Raw genomic sequence first — 18,892 nt, 5'->3', positions numbered from 1 at the left:
TCGTTAGGCTGGTCGCTCAGGGCCACCGGACCCGCAAGACCCCCGGGCGCCCGGGTCGAACGGCGAGAGAAGACGGAACGTTGCTGCAGGACATCGAGCACTACCTGGCCTGCCCCCACTGCGCGCAGGCCCTCACCCGGCACGAGCGCGCCCTGCGCTGCCCCGCCGGCCACAGCTTCGACCTCGCCAAGCAGGGCTACGTCAGCCTCCTCGCCGGCGACGCCCACACCGGCACCGGCGACACCGCCGAGATGGTCGCCGCCCGTGCCGACTTCCTCGCCGCCGGCCACTACCGGCCCATCGCCGACGCCCTCGCCGAGGCCGCCGCGGACGCCGACCCCGAAGGCCTCGTCGCCGACCTCGGCGCCGGCACCGGCCACTACCTGGCCCACGTCCTCGACGCCCTGCCCGGCCGCGTCGGGGCGGCCCTCGACATCTCCAAGTTCGCGCTGCGCCGCGCCGCCAAGGCCCACCCCCGGATCGGCGCCGTGGTCTGCGACGCCTGGCGGCCGCTGCCGCTGCGCGACGCCTCCGCCGGGCTGATGCTCAACGTCTTCGCCCCGCGCAACGGGCCCGAGATCCGCCGCGTGCTGCGCCCCGGCGCCACCCTGCTGCTGGTCTCGCCCACCGCCCGCCACCTGCGCGAACTCGTCGGCGCACTGGGCCTGTTGTCGGTCGACGAGGAGAAGCAGCGGCGGATCGACGAGAAGCTCGGCCCCTACCTGACCCCCGCCGGGCAGCGGCAGGTCGAGTTCACCCTGCGGCTCGGCCCGGACGACGTGCGCACCGTCGTCGGCATGGGCCCCAGCGCCTGGCACACCGACCCGGACCGCCTGGCCGCCGCGCTCGCCGACCTGCCGGACCCGGTCGAGGTGACCGCCTCCGTGACGGTGGCCGCCTACCGGCGCTGAACGCCGGGCGCGCGCGGGGTGCGGCCGCCACGTTGGGATGAATCTGCTGAGCAGGCACGTTTCTGCCGACCGGCCTGCGGCTAACGTCCGACGGGTGAACCGCGACGCCACCCGGCCCGCCGCGCCGGCCCACCCCCGACCGGGCGCCCCGGGGCCCGATCGGCCATCCGTAACACGTCCCACCGTCGAGGAGCTCCGGCTCACCTCGTTCAAGTCCTACCGGCGCGCGATCCTGCCGCTCGCGCCCCTCACCGTCCTGCACGGGCCCGCCGGCGTCGGCAAGTCCAACGCCCTCGACGCACTGGCCGTGCTCTCCCGGCTCGCCCTCGGAGAGGAGATCGCCGACTCCTTCGACGGGCTGCCCGACCGCACCGGCCCCCTGGCCAAACCCGTCCGCGGCGGCCTGACCGGGTGCGTCCCGCACGGGCGCGACGCCGTCATCCTCGGCTGCACCGTCCGCTCCCCGCACGGCCGCATCCGGCTCGACGTCGTCGTCCGCACCGACGGCCCGGTGCGGATCGCCCGCGAATCGCTCACCCTGGACGGCCGCACCCTCGTCGACACCGGCGAACAGGACGTCCGCAAGCGGCGCGTCAACGTCTGCTGGCACAACGACACCCGCCAGGGAGACATCCGGGCGCCCTTCCCCAGCGGCACCATGATCACCGCGCAACTGCCGCTCCGGGTGGCCGGCTCCTCCCGGGGCGAACGGCAGGTCCTCTCCGCCACCGAGGACCTGCTCACCGCCCTGCGCGAGGTCTTCCCCGTCCACCCCGTCCCCGCCCTCATGCGCGGCTGGGCCCGGCCCGACCCGCAGGCCCGGCTGCGCAGCAACGCCGCCAACATCTCCGCCGTCCTCGCCCGGCTCGGCAACGAGTGCCCGCGCCGCTACGGGCAGCTCCTGCGCGCCGTCCAGTCCGCCGCCCCGCACCCGCTGCTCGGACTCTCCCTCGCCCACCGCGGCAGCGGGCCCGACCAGCGCGTCCTCGCGGTCTTCGACGAAGGCGTCCTCGGACGCACCGGGGCCGACCAGGCCTCCGACGGCATGCTGCGCCACCTCGCGTTCGCCGCGGTGCTGCTCACCGGGGCCGGGGTGCTCGACCTCGACGTGGCCGCCGAGGTGCCGTGGGCGCACCGGCAGCTCACCGTGCTCGCCGAGGACCTCGGCGCCGGGCTCGCCACCGAACAGACCGCCTCACTGCTACGGCTGGCCCGGGACATGTCCGGGCGCAACCAGCTGCGCGTCCTCGCCGCCCTTCAGGAGCCCGCCGCGGCGCGGGAGGCGCTCGGCGCGGCCGAACCGCGGTCGGGCGCGGCCGTGCTGGTCGAGTGCCGGCGCGACCCGGACTCGGGGCACACCGTGCTGCGGCCCGAGACGACCCGGGTGCCGGCCCAGTGCGGGCGCGGGGACGGCGCCGACCCGGGGGCGGACGAGACGGACGGGTGAGGTAGACCTGGACGGGTGAACGAACGAGTGACGAGGCCGGGGGAACCGGCCGGGCCCACCGGGCCGACCCTGGAGGCCCTGCGGCAGCGGCTGGCGGACTTCGCGGCGGCCCGGCGCTGGGAGCCCTTCCACACGCCGAAGAACCTGGCGGCCGCGCTGAGCGTGGAGGCCGGCGAACTGCTGGAGATCTTCCAGTGGTTGACGCCTGAGCAGGCGGCCGCGGTGATGTCCGATCCGGAGCGGGCCCACCGGGTGCGGGACGAGGTCGCGGACGTCCTCGCCTACCTGGTGCAGTTCTGCACGGTGGTCGGAGTGGATCCGCTGGAGGCCCTCGCGGCCAAGATCGAGCGGAACGAGCTCCGCTTCCCGGTGCCGGACGGACCGGCGGACGGCGACCAGGGCGGGGCGGGTGTCAACCCGGACGTGGACGAATAATCCCTGTGAGGGACGGGAGTTATCCACAGCCCCGGACTTGTCCACAGCTTTCCCGATGACGGATGCGGCCTCGCCGACTTCGCCGCACGCTTTCGCCGTGACCACCTGACCGCCCCACCGGCGGTCGTGGTCCCACGGCGACAGCGAGCGGAAGGAGAGGCGGCCATGGAGGCGCTGCGACTGATCAAGAGGGCCCGGCACGCCCTGGCCGAAGCCAGGCACGTGCCGGATGTGCTGGCCGAGGCGCGGCAGGCCGCGCTGCTCACCGAGGCGGTGGGGGCCAGGCTGGCGGAGCTGGACGACGACGAGCTCACTGGGCTGGGGCAGCAACTGGCCGAGGCCGCGGCGCACGCGGGGGTCTGCCTGGAACGCTCGGTCGTCAGGGCCGCCGTGCTGAGCGGCGGCCGGGCCGGGCGGCTCACCGAACTCGGCGAGCTGGCACCGGCCTTGGGTGCGCTGGACGGGCTGCTGCGGGACGTCGGGGAGACGCTGGTGGTGCTGGCCTGCGGGGCCGACACCGAGAGCCTCTACTGGACGTGCATCGACGGCGTGGACGCGGTGTCGGAGTGCAAGGACCTGGCCGGGCGGCTGCGGAAGGCGGCGGGCAGGCTGGAGGGAGAGGAAGGCGCGGTGCTCGGCGGGGCGCCGGCCGAGCGGGGCTCGCCCTTACTCGTGGTCCGGCTCGGCCCGCCGGACGAGGGCGGGCCGACGGGGGAGGCGCAGGCGCCGGGCTATCGGGTGCCCGGCGTGGCCGGAGCGTCGGAGGAGGAGGTGTCCGTACCGGTGGGATAGGTGGCCGGGCCGTCCTCCCGGACGCCGGGGGACTGCAACTCGGCGAGATCCGCGGACACCGAGGCGAGCAGTTCGTGCAGCTGTTCCAGCAGGCTCTTCTGCGCGGTGGGCCGGGACGAGGTACCGGCGGCCGAGCCCGCCGGGCTGCTCGGGAGCTGCGGCGTGGCAGTTGGTTCGGTCATGACGGGACCTCTTCGGATCGGTAGTGCGGCGTGAAGCGGCCGGCGGTGGCTCGGCCCGTGCGACGGGGGTGCCTGATGCCTGGCCACCGAGGCACACGCCCCCGCCGCAGCAACCAACGAACCGCTCCGGCGGCTGGTCACCGCGCGCCACCCGATGTGGTCCAACTCCGTTACGCCGCAAGCCTCCCGGGTGATCCCGGCTTGCCGCCGCGAAGCGGCCTGGGCTAGGCGCGCGACGAGACACACCCGGCTTGCTCGGCGCCGAGCAAGCCGGGTGCCCGACCAAGCCGGGTGCCTGACCCAGCCGGGGCAGGGCCAAGGCTTCGGGCGAGGGGAAGGAGGAGAGGGCGGAGGGGAGGGAGGGGGAGGGGAGGGGGGAGGGGCCCCGCATGTCCACCGAAAGCCGTAGCACGCACTCGGGGTCCGGAGCCCGAGTCGGCTCCGGACCCCGATGGCGTGGTCCCGCAGGTCAGTTGTGGGCGTGCAGGTCGGCGTTGAGGCCGCCCCAGGAGCCGGAGCGGGCGATGACCTCGACGGCGCCGGTCTGCGAGTTGCGACGGAACAGCAGGTTGTCCTGGCCGGACAGCTCGACGGCCTTGGCCACGGTGCCGTCCGGGGTGGTGACCCGGGTGCCGGCGGTGACGTAGAGGCCGGCCTCGACGACGCAGTCGCTGCCGAGCGAGATGCCGATGCCGGCGTTGGCGCCGAGCAGGCAGCGCTCGCCGACCGAGACGACCTGCTTGCCGCCGCCGGAGAGGGTGCCCATGATCGAGGCGCCGCCGCCGATGTCGCTGTGGTCGCCGACGACGACGCCCGCGCTGATCCGGCCCTCGACCATGGAGGTGCCGAGGGTGCCGGCGTTGAAGTTGACGAAGCCCTCGTGCATCACGGTGGTGCCGACGGCCAGGTGGGCGCCGAGGCGGACGCGGTCGGCGTGGGCGATGCGCACACCGGACGGGGCGACGTAGTCGGTCATCCGCGGGAACTTGTCGATGCCGTACACGGCGAGCTGGCCGCCCTGGGCGCGGACCGCGAGGCGGGCCTGCTCGACCGCGTCCACCGGGACGGGGCCGATGCTGGTCCACGCGACGTTGGCGAGCAGCCCGAAGACGCCGTCCAGGTTCTGGCCGTGCGGCTTGACCAGGCGGTGGCTGAGCAGGTGCAGGCGCAGGTACACGTCGTGGGTGTCGAGCGGCTTCTCGTCGAGCGAGGCGATGGTGGTGCGCACGGCGACCACCTCGACGCCGCGGCGGGCGTCGGCGCGCAGCGCCTCGGCCGCGCCGGCGCCGAGTTCGGCCTCGGCCTGCTCGGCGGTCAGGCGGACGGTGCCCGCCGCGCCGGGCTCGGCGGCCAGGGCGGGGGCGGGGAACCAGGTGTCGAGGACGGTGCCGTCAGCGGCGATGGTGGCCAGGCCGGCGGCCACGGCCCCGTTCGGGAGGGAGGTCGATTCAGCAGTCACACCGTGCACGTTAACCAATGCGGGGCCCTGCTGCCGAACACGCCCGTCGTGCGGACGCGGCCGCCGGTCGGTACGCCCCCGCCGTGCGTACACGGCCGCCGACGGGCTGCGGCGGACGGCCGCCGAGCCGGAAAACCCGGTGTTCAGCGAAGGTTTGCTCGGCGATACTCGGACAGGTGTTCATGTCGATCTCCACCACCGGCAGCGTCGAGGGCCCGGCCACCGATCTCGGCTTCCTGCTGCACAAGCACCCGGGCAAGGTCCAGCGGTTCGCGACGTCGCACGGCGAGGCGCACGTCTTCTACCCCGAGGCGGGCGACGACGTCTGCACGGCAGCGCTGCTGCTGGACGTCGACCCGATCGCGCTGGTCCGCAAGGGCCGGGGCAAGGGGCGCGGCGGTTCGCCGGACTTCGCGCTCGCCCAGTACGTCAACGACCGCCCGTACGCGGCGTCCTCGCTGCTCGCGGTGGCGCTGCGGACGGTGTTCCGGTCCGCGATGAAGGGCGCCTGCCCGGCCCGGCCCGGGCTGGCGGACCGGCCGCGCCCGCTGCGGATCACGCTGCCCGCGGTGCCCGCGAACGGCGCGGGCGAGGGCGGTGGCCCGGCGATGGCGGTCCGGCTGTTCGAGCCGCTGGGCTGGCGGGTCGAGGCGGCGGCGCTCCCGTTGGACGAGGCGTTCCCGGAGTGGGGCGAGTCCCGGTACGTGCGGCTCACGCTGGTCTCGGACGCCGTGCGGCTCGCCGACGCGCTCCAGCAGCTGTACGTGCTGCTGCCGGTGCTGGACGGTGCCAAGCACTACTGGGTCGCCCCGGACGAGGTGGACAAGCTGCTCGCCGCCGGCGAGGGCTGGCTGGCCGCCCACCCGGAGCGCGCCCTGATCACCCGCCGCTACCTGTCCCGGAGCCGGGCGCTGACCCGGGTGGCGATGGAGCGTCTGGAGCTGGCCCGGCTGGCGGAGGCGGACGACCGGGAGCCCGAGGAGGTCGACAACGCGGTCGACGACCGGCCGGAGGAGCCGGCGGAGGCCGCCGGGGCGACGTCGGGGCCCAGGCCGCCGTCCCTCGCCGGGCAGCGCCGCGCCGCGATCCTCGCCGCCCTGCGGGAGGTGGGTGCGACCCGCGTCGCCGATCTCGGCTGCGGCCGGGGCGAGTTGATCGGCGAACTGCTGAAGGACGCCCGGTTCACCGAGGTGCTCGGCGTGGACGTGTCGGCGCGGGCGTTGCAGGCGGCGGCCCGCGGACTGCGCCTGGACCGGATGCCGGAGCGGCAGGCGGCCCGGGTGACGCTGACGCAGGGCGCGCTGACGTACACGGACGCCCGGTTGAAGGGCTTCGACGCGGCGGTGCTGTGCGAGGTGGTCGAGCACCTGGACCTGCCCAGGCTGCCCGCCCTGGAGTACGCGGTGTTCGGCGCGGCCCGGCCGGGGGCGGTGGTCGTCACCACGCCGAACGCCGAGTACAACGTCCGCTGGGAGAGCCTGCCGGCGGGCGCCGTCCGGCACGCCGACCACCGCTTCGAGTGGTCGCGCGCCGAGTTCCGCGCGTGGGCCGAGCGGGTCGCGGCCGCGTTCGGTTACACGGTGGTGCTGCGCCCGGTGGGGCCGGAGGACGGGGAGGTCGGCGCGCCGACCCAGCTGGCCCTGTTCCGCCTCGACACCAGCCCTGCCGAGCAGACCCCTGCCGAGCAGACCACGACCGGCACCACCCGGACCGGCCCGGCCGCGACCGACCCGACCCCGACCGCGCAGGCCCCGACCGAGCACACCCCGACCGACCCGGCCCCGACCGACCCGGCGCCCGAAGGAGGCGAATCCCGATGACCGACGAAGCGACCCCGACGCCCGAGCAGCACCAGCACCAGGAGCACGACCAGGGTCAGCCCCAGGACCACCCCGCCCCCCGCCGCCTCCCCGTCACCGACGTCTCCCTCGTCGTCCTGGTCGGCACCAGCGGCGCCGGCAAGTCGACCTTCGCCCGCCGCCACTTCCTGCCCACCCAGGTCGTCTCCTCCGACTTCTGCCGCGGCCTGGTCGCCGACGACGAGAACGACCAGTCGGCCTCCGCCGAGGCCTTCGACGTCCTGCACTACATCGTCGGCAAGCGCCTCGCGGCCGGCCGGCTGACCGTCGTGGACGCCACCAACGTCCAGCCCGAGGCGCGCCGCCAGCTGGTGCGGATCGCCCGCGAGCACGACGTGCTGCCGATCGCGATCGTGCTGGACGTCCCGCCGGGCGTGTGCGCCGAGCGCAACCGCACCCGCCCGGACCGCCAGCTGCCGGCCCACGTCGTCCCGCGCCAGCACCGCGAGCTGCGCCGTTCCCTGCGCGGTCTGGAGCGCGAGGGCTTCCGCAAGGTGCACGTGCTGCGCGGCGAGGCCGAGGTGGCGGCGGCCGAGGTGGAGCTGGAGAAGCGCTACAACGACCTTCGCCACCTGACCGGGCCGTTCGACATCGTCGGCGACATCCACGGCTGCCGCTCCGAGCTGGAGACCCTGCTGACCCGCCTCGGCTACACGCTGACCCGGGACGCCGGGGGCCGGCCGGTGGACGCGGTGCCGCCGGCGGGCCGTACCGCCGTGTTCGTCGGGGACCTGGTCGACCGCGGCCCGGACACGCCGGGCGTGCTGCGCCTGGTGATGGGCATGGTCGCGGCCGGGCACGCGCTGTGCGTGCCGGGCAACCACGAGAACAAGCTGGGCCGGGCGCTGGACGGCAAGAAGGTCAACGTCGCCTACGGTCTGCAGGAGTCGCTGGATCAGCTGGCCGGCGAGTCCGAGGAGTTCCGGGCCGAGGCGCGGGAGTTCATGCGCGGCCTGGTGAGCCACTACCTGCTGGACGGCGGCGCGCTGGTGGTCTGCCACGCCGGTCTGCCGGAGCGGTACCACGGCCGCAACTCGGGCCGGGTGCGCTCGCACGCGCTGTACGGGGAGACCACCGGCGAGACCGACGAGTACGGCCTGCCGGTGCGCTACCCGTGGGCGGAGGAGTACCGGGGCAAGGCGCTGGTGGTGTACGGCCACACGCCGGTGCCGTCGGCGAGCTTCGTCAACAACACCGTCTGCCTGGACACCGGTTGCGTGTTCGGCGGCACCCTGACGGCGCTGCGCTACCCGGAGCGGGAGCTGGTGAGCGTGCCGGCCGAACGGGAGTGGTACGCGCCGGTGCGCCCGCTGTCCACGGACGCGCCGGGCGCCCGCGAGGGCCGTCCGCTGGATCTCGCCGACGTGGCGGGCCGCCGGATCGTCGAGACCGGGCTGCACGGTCGGGTCGCCGTCCGGGAGGAGAACGCGGCGGCGGCGCTGGAGGTGATGAGCCGCTTCGCGCTGGACCCGCGGCTGCTGGCGTACCTGCCGCCGACGATGGCGCCGAGCGCCGCCTCCCGCCGGGACGGCTTCCTGGAGCACCCGCAGGAGGCGTTCGCCGCCTACCGCGCGGACGGCGTGCGGCACCTGGTGTGCGAGGAGAAGCACATGGGGTCCCGCGCGGTGGTGCTGGTCGCCCGGGACGACGCGGCGCTGGAGCGGTGCTTCGGCGTGGCCGGTCCGGGCGCGATCTGGACCAGGACGGGCCGGGCGTTCCTCGCCGACGACGGCCTGACCGCGGCCGTGCTGGGCCGGGTACGGGTGGCCGCCGAGCGCTCGGGGCTGTTCGACGAGCTGGGCACCGGCTGGCTGCTGCTGGACGCCGAGCTGATGCCCTGGTCGCTGAAGGCCGTGGAACTGCTGCGCCGCCAGTACGCGGCGGTCGGCGCGGCGGCGGGCGCCGCCCTGCCGGAGGCGCTGGCGGCCCTGGAACGGGCGGCCGGTCGCGGGCTGGACCTGGCGGAGCTGACCGCCAAGCAGGGGCGGCGCGCGGCCGACGCGCAGGCGTTCACCGAGGCGTACCGGCGGTACTGCTGGCCGACCGAGGGGCTGTCGGGCGTGCGGCTGGCGCCGTTCCAGGTGCTGGCCGCCGAGGGGGCGAACCTCGCGGTGCGCCCGCACGACGAGCACCTGGCCTGGATCGACCGCCTCGTCGCGGCCGACGAAACGGCGGCTGAAGCGGCGGCCGAAGCGCGGGCCGGAGCCGCACTCGGAGCCGCGCCCGAAGCTGCGCCCGAAACGGCGTCCGAACCGGACGGCGGCCGGGCACCGGTCCTGCACCGCACCGGCCGCCTCCTGGTGGACGCCGAGGACGAGGCCTCGGTGGCGGCCGCCACGGCCTGGTGGGAGGAGCTGACGGCGGCGGGCGGCGAGGGCATGGTGGTCAAACCGCTGGCCTCGGTGGTGCGCACGCAGCGGGGCGGGGGCCGTCCGGGCGGGCTGGTGCAGCCGGGGGTGAAGGTGCGCGGCCGGGAGTACCTGCGGATCGTCTACGGCCCGGACTACACCGAGTACCTGGACCGGCTGCGCGAGCGGTCGCTGGGCCACAAGCGTTCGCTGGCGCTGCGCGAGTACGCGCTGGGCCTGGAGGCGCTGGACCGGCTGGCGGCCGGCGAGCCGCTGTGGCGGGTGCACGAGCCGGTGTTCGCGGTGCTCGCGTTGGAGTCCGAGCCGGTCGATCCGCGCCTGTAGGCCGACGGCGTCCGGGAGGCCCACGCCTGTAGGCCGACTGGGCGCCGAGGGGGCCCGCGGCTGTAGGCCGACCGGGCGTTGAGGGGGAGTCCGCGGCGGGGCTCCCCCTCTTCCACCCCCGCCTTGTATAGAAATTCCGAGCATCGTATAGACTTGCTACTTTCCCGTACGCCCCGTCATCCCAGGAGCCCGGTATGGCCTTCAACCTCCGGAACAGGCACTTCCTCAAGGAGCTCGACTTCACGCCCCAGGAGTTCCGCTTCCTGGTGGACCTCGCCGCCGGGCTCAAGGCGGCCAAGTATGCGGGCACCGAGCAGCCCCGGCTGCGCGGGAAGAACATCGCGCTGATCTTCGAGAAGACCTCCACCCGCACCCGCTGCGCCTTCGAGGTCGCCGCCCACGACCAGGGCGCCACCACGACCTACCTGGACTCGTCCGGTTCGCAGATCGGCCACAAGGAGTCCATCCGGGACACCGCCCGGGTGCTCGGCCGGATGTTCGACGGCATCGAGTACCGAGGCCACGGCCAGGAGATCGTCGAGGAGCTGGCCGCGAACGCCGGCGTCCCGGTCTGGAACGGTCTCACCGACGAGTGGCACCCCACCCAGATGCTGGCCGACGTGCTCACCATGACCGAGCACGGCACCAAGCCGCTGGCCGGGACCGCCCTGGCCTACCTCGGCGACGCCCGCTCCAACATGGGCAACTCGCTGCTGGTCACCGGCGCCCTGCTCGGCATGGACGTCCGGATCGTCGCCCCGAGCTCCCTCTGGCCGGCCGAGGGGGTCCGGAAGGCGGCCGAGACGCTGGCCGGGGCGACCGGCGCCCGGATCACCCTCACCGAGGACGTGGCCGAGGGCGTGGCCGACGTGGACTTCCTCTACACCGACGTCTGGGTCTCGATGGGCGAGCCCAAGGAGGTCTGGGCCGAGCGGATCGAGCTGCTCAAGCCCTACCAGGTGTCGATGGACACCGTCCGGGCCACCGGCAACCCGGCCGTGAAGTTCCTGCACTGCCTGCCCGCGTTCCACGACCTCGGCACGGTGGTCGGGCGGCAGATGTACGAGGCGACCGGCATGACCGAGCTGGAGTGCACCGACGAGCTGTTCGAGTCGGCGCACTCCGTCGTGTTCGACCAGGCCGAGAACCGCCTGCACACCATCAAGGCGGTCCTGGTCGCCACCCTCGGCTCCTGAGGCGGGAGCTCCTGAAGAGGGAGCTCCTGAGGCGGGAGCTCACTTCTCCAGCTTGACGCAGGCCGCCCGGTCGCCCGCCGCGTGCGGGCCGGCCGGGGTGCCCGCGTGCATCACCAGCGAGCGGGCCTCGCCCGGCCGCGGCTGCCAGGGCACCGAGGCCGTCGCGATGCCCTCGCCGTGCGCGTCGGTGCGCAGCGCCAGCCGCAGTTCGTTGCGCCCGTTGGCGTACGCGGGGTCGGTGGACGGCTGCACCGGGTCCACGGCGTCCTGGTAGTGCGGTCCGGACGAGGCCGGGTCGGCCCCGCAGGAGCCGGTGTGCAGGTGCACCGGGAACTCGTGGTCGGGGGCGAGCCCGGTGACGGTCATGGTGAGCACCGTCCGCCCCGCGGTGGAGCGGTCGGTGACGATCCGGGTGCGCGCGCCGTACGGCACGAGGTCGTCCGCGTAGCTGACGGCGGTCGGCGGCACGAAGGCCGTCGCGGGGTCGAAGGCGGCCTCGACGACGGAGACGGGCGAGGCGGCGGAGCCCGACGAAGCGGCGGAACCCGGCGAGGCGGCGGAGCCTGGCGAGGTGACGGGGGCCCGCGGGGTGACGGGGGCCGACGAGGCGGCGGCGGGGGCGAGCAGGGCCAGCGGCAGCAGCGCGGCGGCGAGCGGAGTGGACATCATCGGGCCTTCCACGGGCGGGGCGACGGACACCGTGCTCAACGGCGCCGGGCGCCGGCGGACACCCTCGAACGGGATCGGAGGCGGGCGGGCCGCACGGGCGCGCCCCTGCTCGTCCCGTCGCCGACGGGCGGTTCCGGTGGTGAGCTGGTGTGAGCCGGTGCCGGGTCGACACCGGGCCGGTGCCGGGCCGGCAGCACTGCCGTTGCCGGCTGTCGCCGCCCGAACGGCCGCTGACCTGCGCTTTTGCCGACCCAGGCATGCCTGCGGTGGTGAAGGCGACGGCATGCACTATGGTTTATCTCGACATCGAGATAACTGCCCCATAGGATATATCTCGACATCAAGATACTTGCCGAGCGGAGCTCGCCGGCGATGCGGGCAAGGTAAGCCTAAGTAAGGCTGACCTTACCACCGTGGCGGCCGGATACCGCACGAAGCACCCAGAAGGAGTCAGTCGTGTCCGCGAACAGCTTCGACGCCCGCAGCTCGCTGCAGGTGGGCGACGAGTCGTACGAGATCTTCAAGCTCTCCGCCGTCGAGGGTTCCGAGCGGCTGCCGTACAGCCTCAAGGTGCTGCTGGAGAACCTGCTCCGCACGGAGGACGGCGCGAACATCACCGCCGACCACATCCGCGCGCTCGGCAACTGGGACGCCAGCGCCCAGCCGAGCCAGGAGATCCAGTTCACGCCGGCCCGCGTGATCATGCAGGACTTCACCGGCGTGCCGTGCGTGGTCGACCTCGCCACCATGCGTGAGGCCGTCAAGGAGCTGGGCGGCGACCCGGCCAAGATCAACCCGCTGGCCCCGGCCGAGCTGGTCATCGACCACTCCGTCATCGCCGACAAGTTCGGCACCCCGGACGCCTTCGTCCAGAACGTCGAGATCGAGTACGGCCGCAACAAGGAGCGCTACCAGTTCCTGCGCTGGGGCCAGACCGCCTTCGACGAGTTCAAGGTCGTCCCGCCCGGCACCGGCATCGTCCACCAGGTGAACATCGAGCACCTGGCCCGCACCGTCATGGTCCGCGGCGGCCAGGCCTACCCGGACACCTGCGTCGGCACCGACTCGCACACCACCATGGTCAACGGCCTGGGCGTGCTGGGCTGGGGCGTCGGCGGCATCGAGGCCGAGGCCGCCATGCTGGGCCAGCCGGTCTCCATGCTGATCCCGCGCGTGGTCGGCTTCAAGCTCAACGGCCAGCTGCCGGCCGGCACCACCGCCACCGACCTGGTGCTCACCATCACCGAGATGCTGCGCAAGCACGGTGTGGTCGGCAAGTTCGTCGAGTTCTACGGCGAGGGCGTCTCCGCGATCCCGCTGGCCAACCGCGCCACCATCGGCAACATGTCGCCGGAGTTCGGCTCGACCTGCGCGATCTTCCCGATCGACGCCGAGACCATCAACTACCTCAAGCTCACCGGCCGCGACGAGCAGCAGCTCGCCCTGGTCGAGGCGTACGCCAAGGAGCAGGGCCTCTGGCACGATCCGTCGGTCGAGCCGGTCTTCTCCGAGTACCTGGAGCTGGACGTCTCCACCGTCGTCCCGTCGATCTCCGGCCCGAAGCGCCCGCAGGACCGCGTCGTCCTGGCCGAGGCCGCGACCCGGTTCGCCGAGGCGCTGCCGACCTACTCCGCCGAGGCCTCGAAGCCGACCGTCGTCACCGCCCCCGACGGGTCGAAGTACGAGATCGACAACGGCGCGGTCGTGATCGCCTCGATCACCTCCTGCACCAACACCTCCAACCCCTCCGTCATGCTGGGCGCCGCCCTGCTGGCGAAGAAGGCCGTGGAGAAGGGCCTCACGGTCAAGCCGTGGGTCAAGACCACCCTGGCCCCCGGGTCCAAGGTCGTCATGGACTACTACGAGAAGGCCGGCCTGCTCCCGTACATGGAGAAGCTGGGCTTCAACCTGGTCGGCTACGGCTGCGTCACCTGCATCGGCAACTCGGGCCCGCTGCCCGAGGAGGTCTCGGCCGCCGTCAACGAGGCCGACCTGGCGGTCGTCTCGGTGCTCTCCGGCAACCGCAACTTCGAGGGCCGGATCAACCCGGACGTGAAGATGAACTACCTGGCCTCGCCGCCGCTGGTGGTCGCCTACGCCCTGGCCGGCAACATGAAGATCGACATCACCCGCGACGCCCTGGGCCAGGACGCCGACGGCAACGACGTCTTCCTCGCCGACATCTGGCCGTCGGAGCAGGAGGTGGCGGACACCGTCGCCGGCTCCATCGACGAGGCGATGTTCGACAAGGGCTACCAGGACGTCTTCGCCGGTGACCACCGCTGGCAGTCGCTCCCCGTCCCGACCGGCAACACCTTCGAGTGGGACGCCGAGTCCACCTACGTCCGCAAGCCCCCGTACTTCGAGGGCATGGCCAAGACCCCGAGCCCGGTGACCGACATCGCCGGCGCCCGCGTCCTGGCCAAGCTGGGCGACTCGGTCACCACCGACCACATCTCCCCGGCCGGCAACATCAAGCCGGGCACCCCGGCGGCGCAGTACCTGACCGCCAACGGTGTCGAGAAGCGCGACTTCAACTCCTACGGCTCGCGCCGCGGCAACCACGAGGTGATGATCCGCGGCACCTTCGCCAACATCCGTCTGCGCAACCAGATCGCGCCGGGCACCGAGGGCGGCTACACCCGCGACTTCACCCAGGCCGACGGCCCGGTGTCGTTCATCTACGACGCCTCGCAGAACTACCAGGCCGCCGGCACCCCGCTGGTCGTCCTGGCCGGCAAGGAGTACGGCTCCGGTTCGTCCCGCGACTGGGCCGCCAAGGGCACCGCGCTGCTGGGCGTCAAGGCCGTCATCGCCGAGTCGTACGAGCGCATCCACCGCTCGAACCTGATCGGCATGGGCGTCCTGCCGCTGCAGTTCCCGGAGGGCCAGACCGCCGAGTCCCTCGGCCTGACCGGCGAGGAGACCTTCTCCTTCACCGGCGTGACCGAGCTCAACGAGGGCCGCACCCCGAAGACCGTCAAGGTCAAGGCCGGTGACAAGGAGTTCGACGCGGTCGTCCGCATCGACACCCCCGGTGAGGCGGACTACTACCGCAACGGCGGCATCCTGCAGTACGTGCTGCGCTCGCTCATCGGCTGAACCGAGTTCTAGTTCCGGGGGCTGAGCGCCCCGGTGGCTGAGGGGCCGGACCGCATCGCGCGGTCCGGCCTCTTTTGCATGCTGCCTCTCCTGAGCCCTGCCCCTTGTGCGGTGTGCCGCGATGGACTAAACCTCTATCCCATCTGGTCCAGACCATTTGACGATCATTCAGAGAACAGGTCCGGTATGCCCACTCGCGCCTCAGCCCTGCTCGCCGCCGCCACCGTCGCCGCGCTGCTCGCCGCCCCCGCCACCGCCAACGCCGCCGACGGCGGGCACGGCCCGAAGCTGAAGGGCCAGCGGGTCGGCTACTTCACCCAGTGGGGCGCCGACAGCTCCGCCAAGCGCGTCCAGGACTCCGGCCAGGCCGGGAAGCTCACCGTCGTCAACTACGCCTTCGGCAACGTCTCCGCCGACGGCACCTGCTTCGAGACCAACGACGCCGGCCAGGGCGACGCCCACAACGACTACCAGCGCGCCTTCTCCGCCGCCGACTCGGTCGACGGCGTGGCCGACGCCCCGGGCCAGAAGCTGAAGGGCCACTTCAACCAGCTGCGCAAGCTCAAGGCGAAGAACCCGCAGCTGCGCACGGTCATCTCGCTCGGCGGCTGGAGCTGGTCCAAGTACTTCTCCGACGCGGCCGCCACCGACGCCGCGCGCAAGAAGTTCGTCTCCTCCTGCATCGACCTCTACCTCAAGGGCGATGTGCCGGTCCTGCCCGGCTCCCCGGAGGGCGGCGCCGGCGCCGCCGCGGGCGTCTTCGACGGCATCGACATCGACTGGGAGTACCCGGGCGGCGGCGGGGACCCGGGCAACGTGGTCCGCCCCGAGGACGGGCGCAACTTCACCCTGCTGATGCAGGAGTTCCGCCGCCAGCTCGACGACTTCGGCAAGAAGGGCGGCAAGGAGGGCGGCAAGAAGGGCGACAAGGGCAGGCACTACCTGCTGACCGCCGCCGTCGCCGCCAACGAGACCGTCGCCGACCGGCTCGAACTGCCCGAGCTGAGCGAGTCGGTGGACTGGCTCAACCTGATGACCTACGACCTGCACGGCCCCTGGGAGGGCAAGGGCCCGGCCAACCACCAGGCCAACCTCTACTCCGACCCGGCCGACCCGGACGCCCGCCGGCGCAGCGCCGACACGGCCGTCGACCACTACCAGGAGCGCGGCCTGCCCGCCGAGCAGCTCGTGCTCGGCGCCCCGCTGTACGGCCACGGCTGGACGGGTGTCGCGCCCGGCAAGCGCGGCGGCCTCTACCAGAGCGCCACCGCCGCCGCCCCCGACCTCTCCTACCGGGAGGTCAACGCGCTGCCCGGCAAGGTGTACGTGGACCGCGACCACGGCGCGTCCTGGAAGTACGACGGCACCACCTTCTACAGCTACGACACCGCCGAGGTGCTCACCCAGAAGGCGCGGTACGCGCGCTGGAACGACCTGGGTGGCGTGATGGTCTGGTCGCTGGACGGCGACGACGCCCAGGGCAGCGCGATCGCCGCCCTGGACCGCGGCCTGCGCCGCGACTGACGCGCCGACGCGAAGGGGCCCGCCGTGTCCGCACGGCGGGCCCCTTCACGGCCGGTTCAGGCCCGGTCGCAGGCCTGCGCCCGCAGCGCGCGGGCCAGGTCGTCGCGGCACTCCAGGACCAGGCGGCGCAGCGCCGGCGCGGCCTGCGGGTGGCCGTCCAGCCAGGCGTCGGCCTCGGCCAGGGTCTGCTCGCTGGTCTGCGCGCGCGGGAAGAACCCGCTGACGATCCGCATCGCGATCTCGATGGTCCGCTCGGCCCAGACCCGCTCCAGCAGCTTGAAGTAGGGCGCCGCGTAGAGCGCGGTCAGGTCGCGGTGGGCGGGCAGCGCGAAGCCCGCGATCTCGGCCTCGACCAGGGCGTTCGGCAGTTCCTCGGAGTCGACCACGGCCGACCAGGCGGCGGCCTTGGCCTCCGCGGTGGGCCGGGCGGCCAGGCACTGGGTGTACTGGCGCTTGCCGCTGGCGGTGTTGTCGGCGGCCAGCTCTCCGGCCAGTTCCTCGTCGCCGGCCTGGCCGGCGGCGGCCAGTGCCAGCCACAGCGACCAGCGCAGCTCCTGGTCGACCTCCAGGCCGTCGATCCGGGCGCTGCTGGCCAGCAGGCCGCGGACCAGGCCGAGGTGCTCGGCGCCGCCCGCGGTCTGGGCGAGGAAGCGGGCCCAGGCCAGCTGGTGGTCGCTGCCGGGGACGGCCTCGCGCAGTTCGCGCAGGGCGCCGTCGGCCAGCTGCCGGCCGCCCTCGCCGCGCCAGGCCGGGTCGGCGTACAGGTCGACGGCGGTCTTGGCCTGGGCGTGCAGCGACTGCAGCACGCCGATGTTGCCCTCCTGGCCGGCGAAGCGCAGCACCAGGGCGACGTAGTCGCGGGCCGGCATCAGGCCGTCCCGGGTGAGGTTCCAGACGGCGGACCAGGCGAGCGCCCGGGCCAGCTCGTCGTGGATGTCGCCGAGGCCGGTGCGCAGCGTCTCCAGGGACTCGGAGTCGAAGCGGACCTTGCAGTAGGTGAGGTCGTCGTCGTTGAGCAGCACCAGCGCGGGGCGGGGGCGGCCGGCGGCCTCGGTGACGACGGTGCGGTTGCCGGTGACGTCGAGCTCGATCCGCTCGGTGCGCACCAGGGAGCCGTCGGCGTCCCGGTCGTAGAGGCCGATCGCGATCCGGTGCGGGCGCAGTACCGCCCCGTCCTGGAGGACGGCGAGTTCGGTGATCCGGCCCTCGGCGTCGGTGGTCACCTGCGGGGTGAGCGAGTCGACCCCGGCGGTCTGCAGCCAGGCGGCGGCCCAGGCCTTGAGGTCGCGGCCGCTGGTCTCCTCCAGGACGTCCAGCAGGTCGCCGAGTTCGGTGTTGCCGAAGGCGTGGCGCTTGAAGTAGCGGCGGGCGCCCTCGAAGAAGGCCTCGGAGCCGACGTACGCGACCAGCTGCTTGAGGACGGCGGCGCCCTTGGCGTAGGTGATGCCGTCGAAGTTGAGCTTGGCGTCCTCGAGGTCGCGGATGTCTGCGGTGATCGGGTGGGTGGTGGGGAGCTGGTCCTGCCGGTAGGCCCAGGCCTTGCGCTGGTTGGCGAAGGTGACCCAGGCGGAGGAGTACCGGGTGCGGGCGCCGATCAGGCCGTAGGAGCCCATGAAGTCGGCGAAGGACTCCTTCAGCCACAGGTCGTCCCACCAGCGCATGGTGACCAGGTCGCCGAACCACATGTGCGCCATCTCGTGCAGGATGACGTTGGCGCGGCCCTCGTAGGCGGCGTCGGTGACCTTCGAGCGGAAGACGAACTCCTCGCGGAAGGTGACGCAGCCGGGGTTCTCCATGGCGCCGATGTTGTACTCGGGGACGAACGCCTGGTCGTACTTGCCGAAGGGGTACGGGTAGTCGAACTCCTCGTGGAAGAAGTCGAGTCCGAGCTTGGTGACGCCGAGGATCTCGTCCGCGTCGAAGTACTGGGCGAGGGACTTGCGGCACATCGCGGAGAGCGGGATCTCCAGGGTGGTGCCGTCGGCGAGTTCGCGGCTGTAGTGGTCGCGGGCGACGTGGTAGGGGCCGGCCACGACGGCGGTGAGGTAGCTGGAGATCGGCTGGGTCGGCGCGAACTCCCAGGTGCGGGCGGCGCCTTCCTCGGTGACCTTGTCGTGGACGGCGTTGGACCAGACGTCCCAGGCGGCGGGGGCGGTGACGGTGAAGCCGAACGGGGCCTTCAGGTCGGGCTGTTCGAAGGTCGCGAAGACCCGGCGGGCGTCGGCCGGCTCGTAGTGGGTGTAGAGGTACGTCTCGCCGTCCACCGGGTCGGTGAAGCGGTGCAGGCCCTCGCCGGTGCGGCTGTAGGCGCAGTCCGCCTCGACGGTGAGGACGTTCTCGGCGGCGAGGCCGTCGACGTGCACCCGGGCGCCGTCGTAGGCGGTGGCCGGGTCGATCGCGCGGCCGTTGAGGGTGACGGCGTGGACGGCGGGGGCGAGCAGGTCGAGGAAGGTGTCGGCGCCGGGCCGGGAGCAGCGGAACGTGACGGTGGTGGTGGAGCGGAAGGTGGCGGCGGCCGGATCGGGGGCGGAGGTCACGTCCAGCCGGACCTGGTAGCCCTCCACGGCCAGGATGCTGGCCCGCTGCTGCGCTTCGTCGCGGCTCAGGTTCTTGCCCGGCACGG

The 18,892-nt window shown here is 73.3% G+C and carries 13 protein-coding genes; 9 read left to right on the top strand and 4 right to left on the bottom strand.

The genetic code is table 11. The features are described 5' to 3' along the window. The first annotated feature begins 80 nt into the window (after positions 1-80). From OG556_RS11090 to OG556_RS11075, 4 genes are all read left to right on the top strand, one after another. Complete coding sequence (locus tag OG556_RS11090) at positions 81-911, top strand: putative RNA methyltransferase (RefSeq protein WP_371516956.1); 831 nt, start codon at positions 81-83, stop codon at positions 909-911. 94 nt (positions 912-1,005) lie between these two features. Further along, positions 1,006-2,358, top strand: a complete 1,353-nt coding sequence (locus tag OG556_RS11085; protein WP_371516955.1) for an AAA family ATPase — start codon at positions 1,006-1,008, stop codon at positions 2,356-2,358. A 27-nt stretch (positions 2,359-2,385) separates the two neighbouring features. After that, positions 2,386-2,793 carry a nucleotide pyrophosphohydrolase gene (locus tag OG556_RS11080; protein WP_371522657.1) on the top strand — a complete coding sequence of 136 codons (408 nt, stop codon included), beginning with the start codon at positions 2,386-2,388 and terminating at the stop codon, positions 2,791-2,793. Positions 2,794-2,958: 165 nt separating this feature from the next. Next, on the top strand, positions 2,959-3,585 hold the full coding sequence (locus OG556_RS11075; protein WP_371516954.1) for a DUF6099 family protein: 627 nt from the start codon (positions 2,959-2,961) through the stop codon (positions 3,583-3,585). Here the strand turns inward: OG556_RS11075 and OG556_RS11070 are convergent. Together OG556_RS11070 and dapD are read right to left on the bottom strand one after the other, a co-directional pair. Continuing rightward, positions 3,525-3,767, bottom strand: a complete 243-nt coding sequence (locus OG556_RS11070) for a hypothetical protein (protein ID WP_371516953.1) — start codon at positions 3,765-3,767, stop codon at positions 3,525-3,527. The genes OG556_RS11075 and OG556_RS11070 overlap by 61 nt on opposite strands. A gap of 469 nt (positions 3,768-4,236) precedes the next feature. Further along, on the bottom strand, positions 4,237-5,226 hold the full coding sequence (gene dapD / locus OG556_RS11065; RefSeq protein ID WP_371516952.1) for a 2,3,4,5-tetrahydropyridine-2,6-dicarboxylate N-succinyltransferase: 990 nt from the start codon (positions 5,224-5,226) through the stop codon (positions 4,237-4,239). A gap of 176 nt (positions 5,227-5,402) precedes the next feature. Here dapD and OG556_RS11060 point away from each other — a divergent pair, with 176 nt between their 5' ends. The 3 genes from OG556_RS11060 to argF all read left to right on the top strand — a co-directional run bounded on the left by OG556_RS11060 (position 5,403) and on the right by argF (position 10,974). Then, positions 5,403-7,046, top strand: a complete 1,644-nt coding sequence (locus OG556_RS11060) for a 3' terminal RNA ribose 2'-O-methyltransferase Hen1 (RefSeq protein ID WP_371516951.1) — start codon at positions 5,403-5,405, stop codon at positions 7,044-7,046. Beyond that, entirely contained in the window at positions 7,043-9,778 is a 2,736-nt protein-coding gene (locus OG556_RS11055; protein WP_371516950.1) for a polynucleotide kinase-phosphatase, read from the top strand. The genes OG556_RS11060 and OG556_RS11055 overlap by 4 nt, the downstream gene beginning before the upstream one ends. 194 nt (positions 9,779-9,972) lie before the next feature. Beyond that, positions 9,973-10,974 carry an ornithine carbamoyltransferase gene (gene argF / locus OG556_RS11050; protein ID WP_371516949.1) on the top strand — a complete coding sequence of 334 codons (1,002 nt, stop codon included), beginning with the start codon at positions 9,973-9,975 and terminating at the stop codon, positions 10,972-10,974. A 39-nt stretch (positions 10,975-11,013) separates the two neighbouring features. Here the strand turns inward: argF and OG556_RS11045 are convergent, their stop codons facing one another. Then, entirely contained in the window at positions 11,014-11,643 is a 630-nt protein-coding gene (locus OG556_RS11045) for a superoxide dismutase family protein (protein ID WP_371516948.1), read from the bottom strand. 456 nt (positions 11,644-12,099) lie between these two features. On the opposite strand from OG556_RS11045, the gene acnA reads away from it, so the two are divergent. Continuing rightward, positions 12,100-14,745 (top strand): aconitate hydratase AcnA, encoded by a 2,646-nt coding sequence (gene acnA, locus OG556_RS11040; protein ID WP_371516947.1) that lies wholly within the window; start codon positions 12,100-12,102, stop codon positions 14,743-14,745. Positions 14,746-14,931: 186 nt separating this feature from the next. Further along, positions 14,932-16,269, top strand: coding sequence for a glycoside hydrolase family 18 protein (locus OG556_RS11035; protein WP_371516946.1), 1,338 nt, complete (start codon positions 14,932-14,934; stop codon positions 16,267-16,269). A gap of 56 nt (positions 16,270-16,325) precedes the next feature. Here the strand turns inward: OG556_RS11035 and pepN are convergent, their stop codons facing one another. Next, positions 16,326-18,890, bottom strand: coding sequence for an aminopeptidase N (gene pepN, locus OG556_RS11030; RefSeq protein ID WP_371516945.1), 2,565 nt, complete (start codon positions 18,888-18,890; stop codon positions 16,326-16,328). Between the last annotated feature and the right edge of the window lie 2 nt (positions 18,891-18,892).

The organism is Kitasatospora sp. NBC_01300 (assembly GCF_041435235.1).
GTDB lineage: Bacteria > Actinomycetota > Actinomycetes > Streptomycetales > Streptomycetaceae > Kitasatospora.
Note: the sequence above shows the minus strand (reverse complement) of the source record. Positions and strands in the feature narration are given on the sequence as shown.

What these genes read in the sequence shown, in the direction of transcription:
- OG556_RS11075 (WP_371516954.1), top strand. Translation starts at nt 2,959, where the DNA reads ATGGAGGCGCTGCGACTGATCAAGAGGGCCCGGCACGCCCTGGCCGAA.
- OG556_RS11070 (WP_371516953.1), bottom strand. Translation starts at nt 3,767, where the DNA reads ATGACCGAACCAACTGCCACGCCGCAGCTCCCGAGCAGCCCGGCGGGC.
- OG556_RS11055 (WP_371516950.1), top strand. Translation starts at nt 7,043, where the DNA reads ATGACCGACGAAGCGACCCCGACGCCCGAGCAGCACCAGCACCAGGAG.
- argF (WP_371516949.1), top strand. Translation starts at nt 9,973, where the DNA reads ATGGCCTTCAACCTCCGGAACAGGCACTTCCTCAAGGAGCTCGACTTC.
- OG556_RS11045 (WP_371516948.1), bottom strand. Translation starts at nt 11,643, where the DNA reads ATGATGTCCACTCCGCTCGCCGCCGCGCTGCTGCCGCTGGCCCTGCTC.
- OG556_RS11035 (WP_371516946.1), top strand. Translation starts at nt 14,932, where the DNA reads ATGCCCACTCGCGCCTCAGCCCTGCTCGCCGCCGCCACCGTCGCCGCG.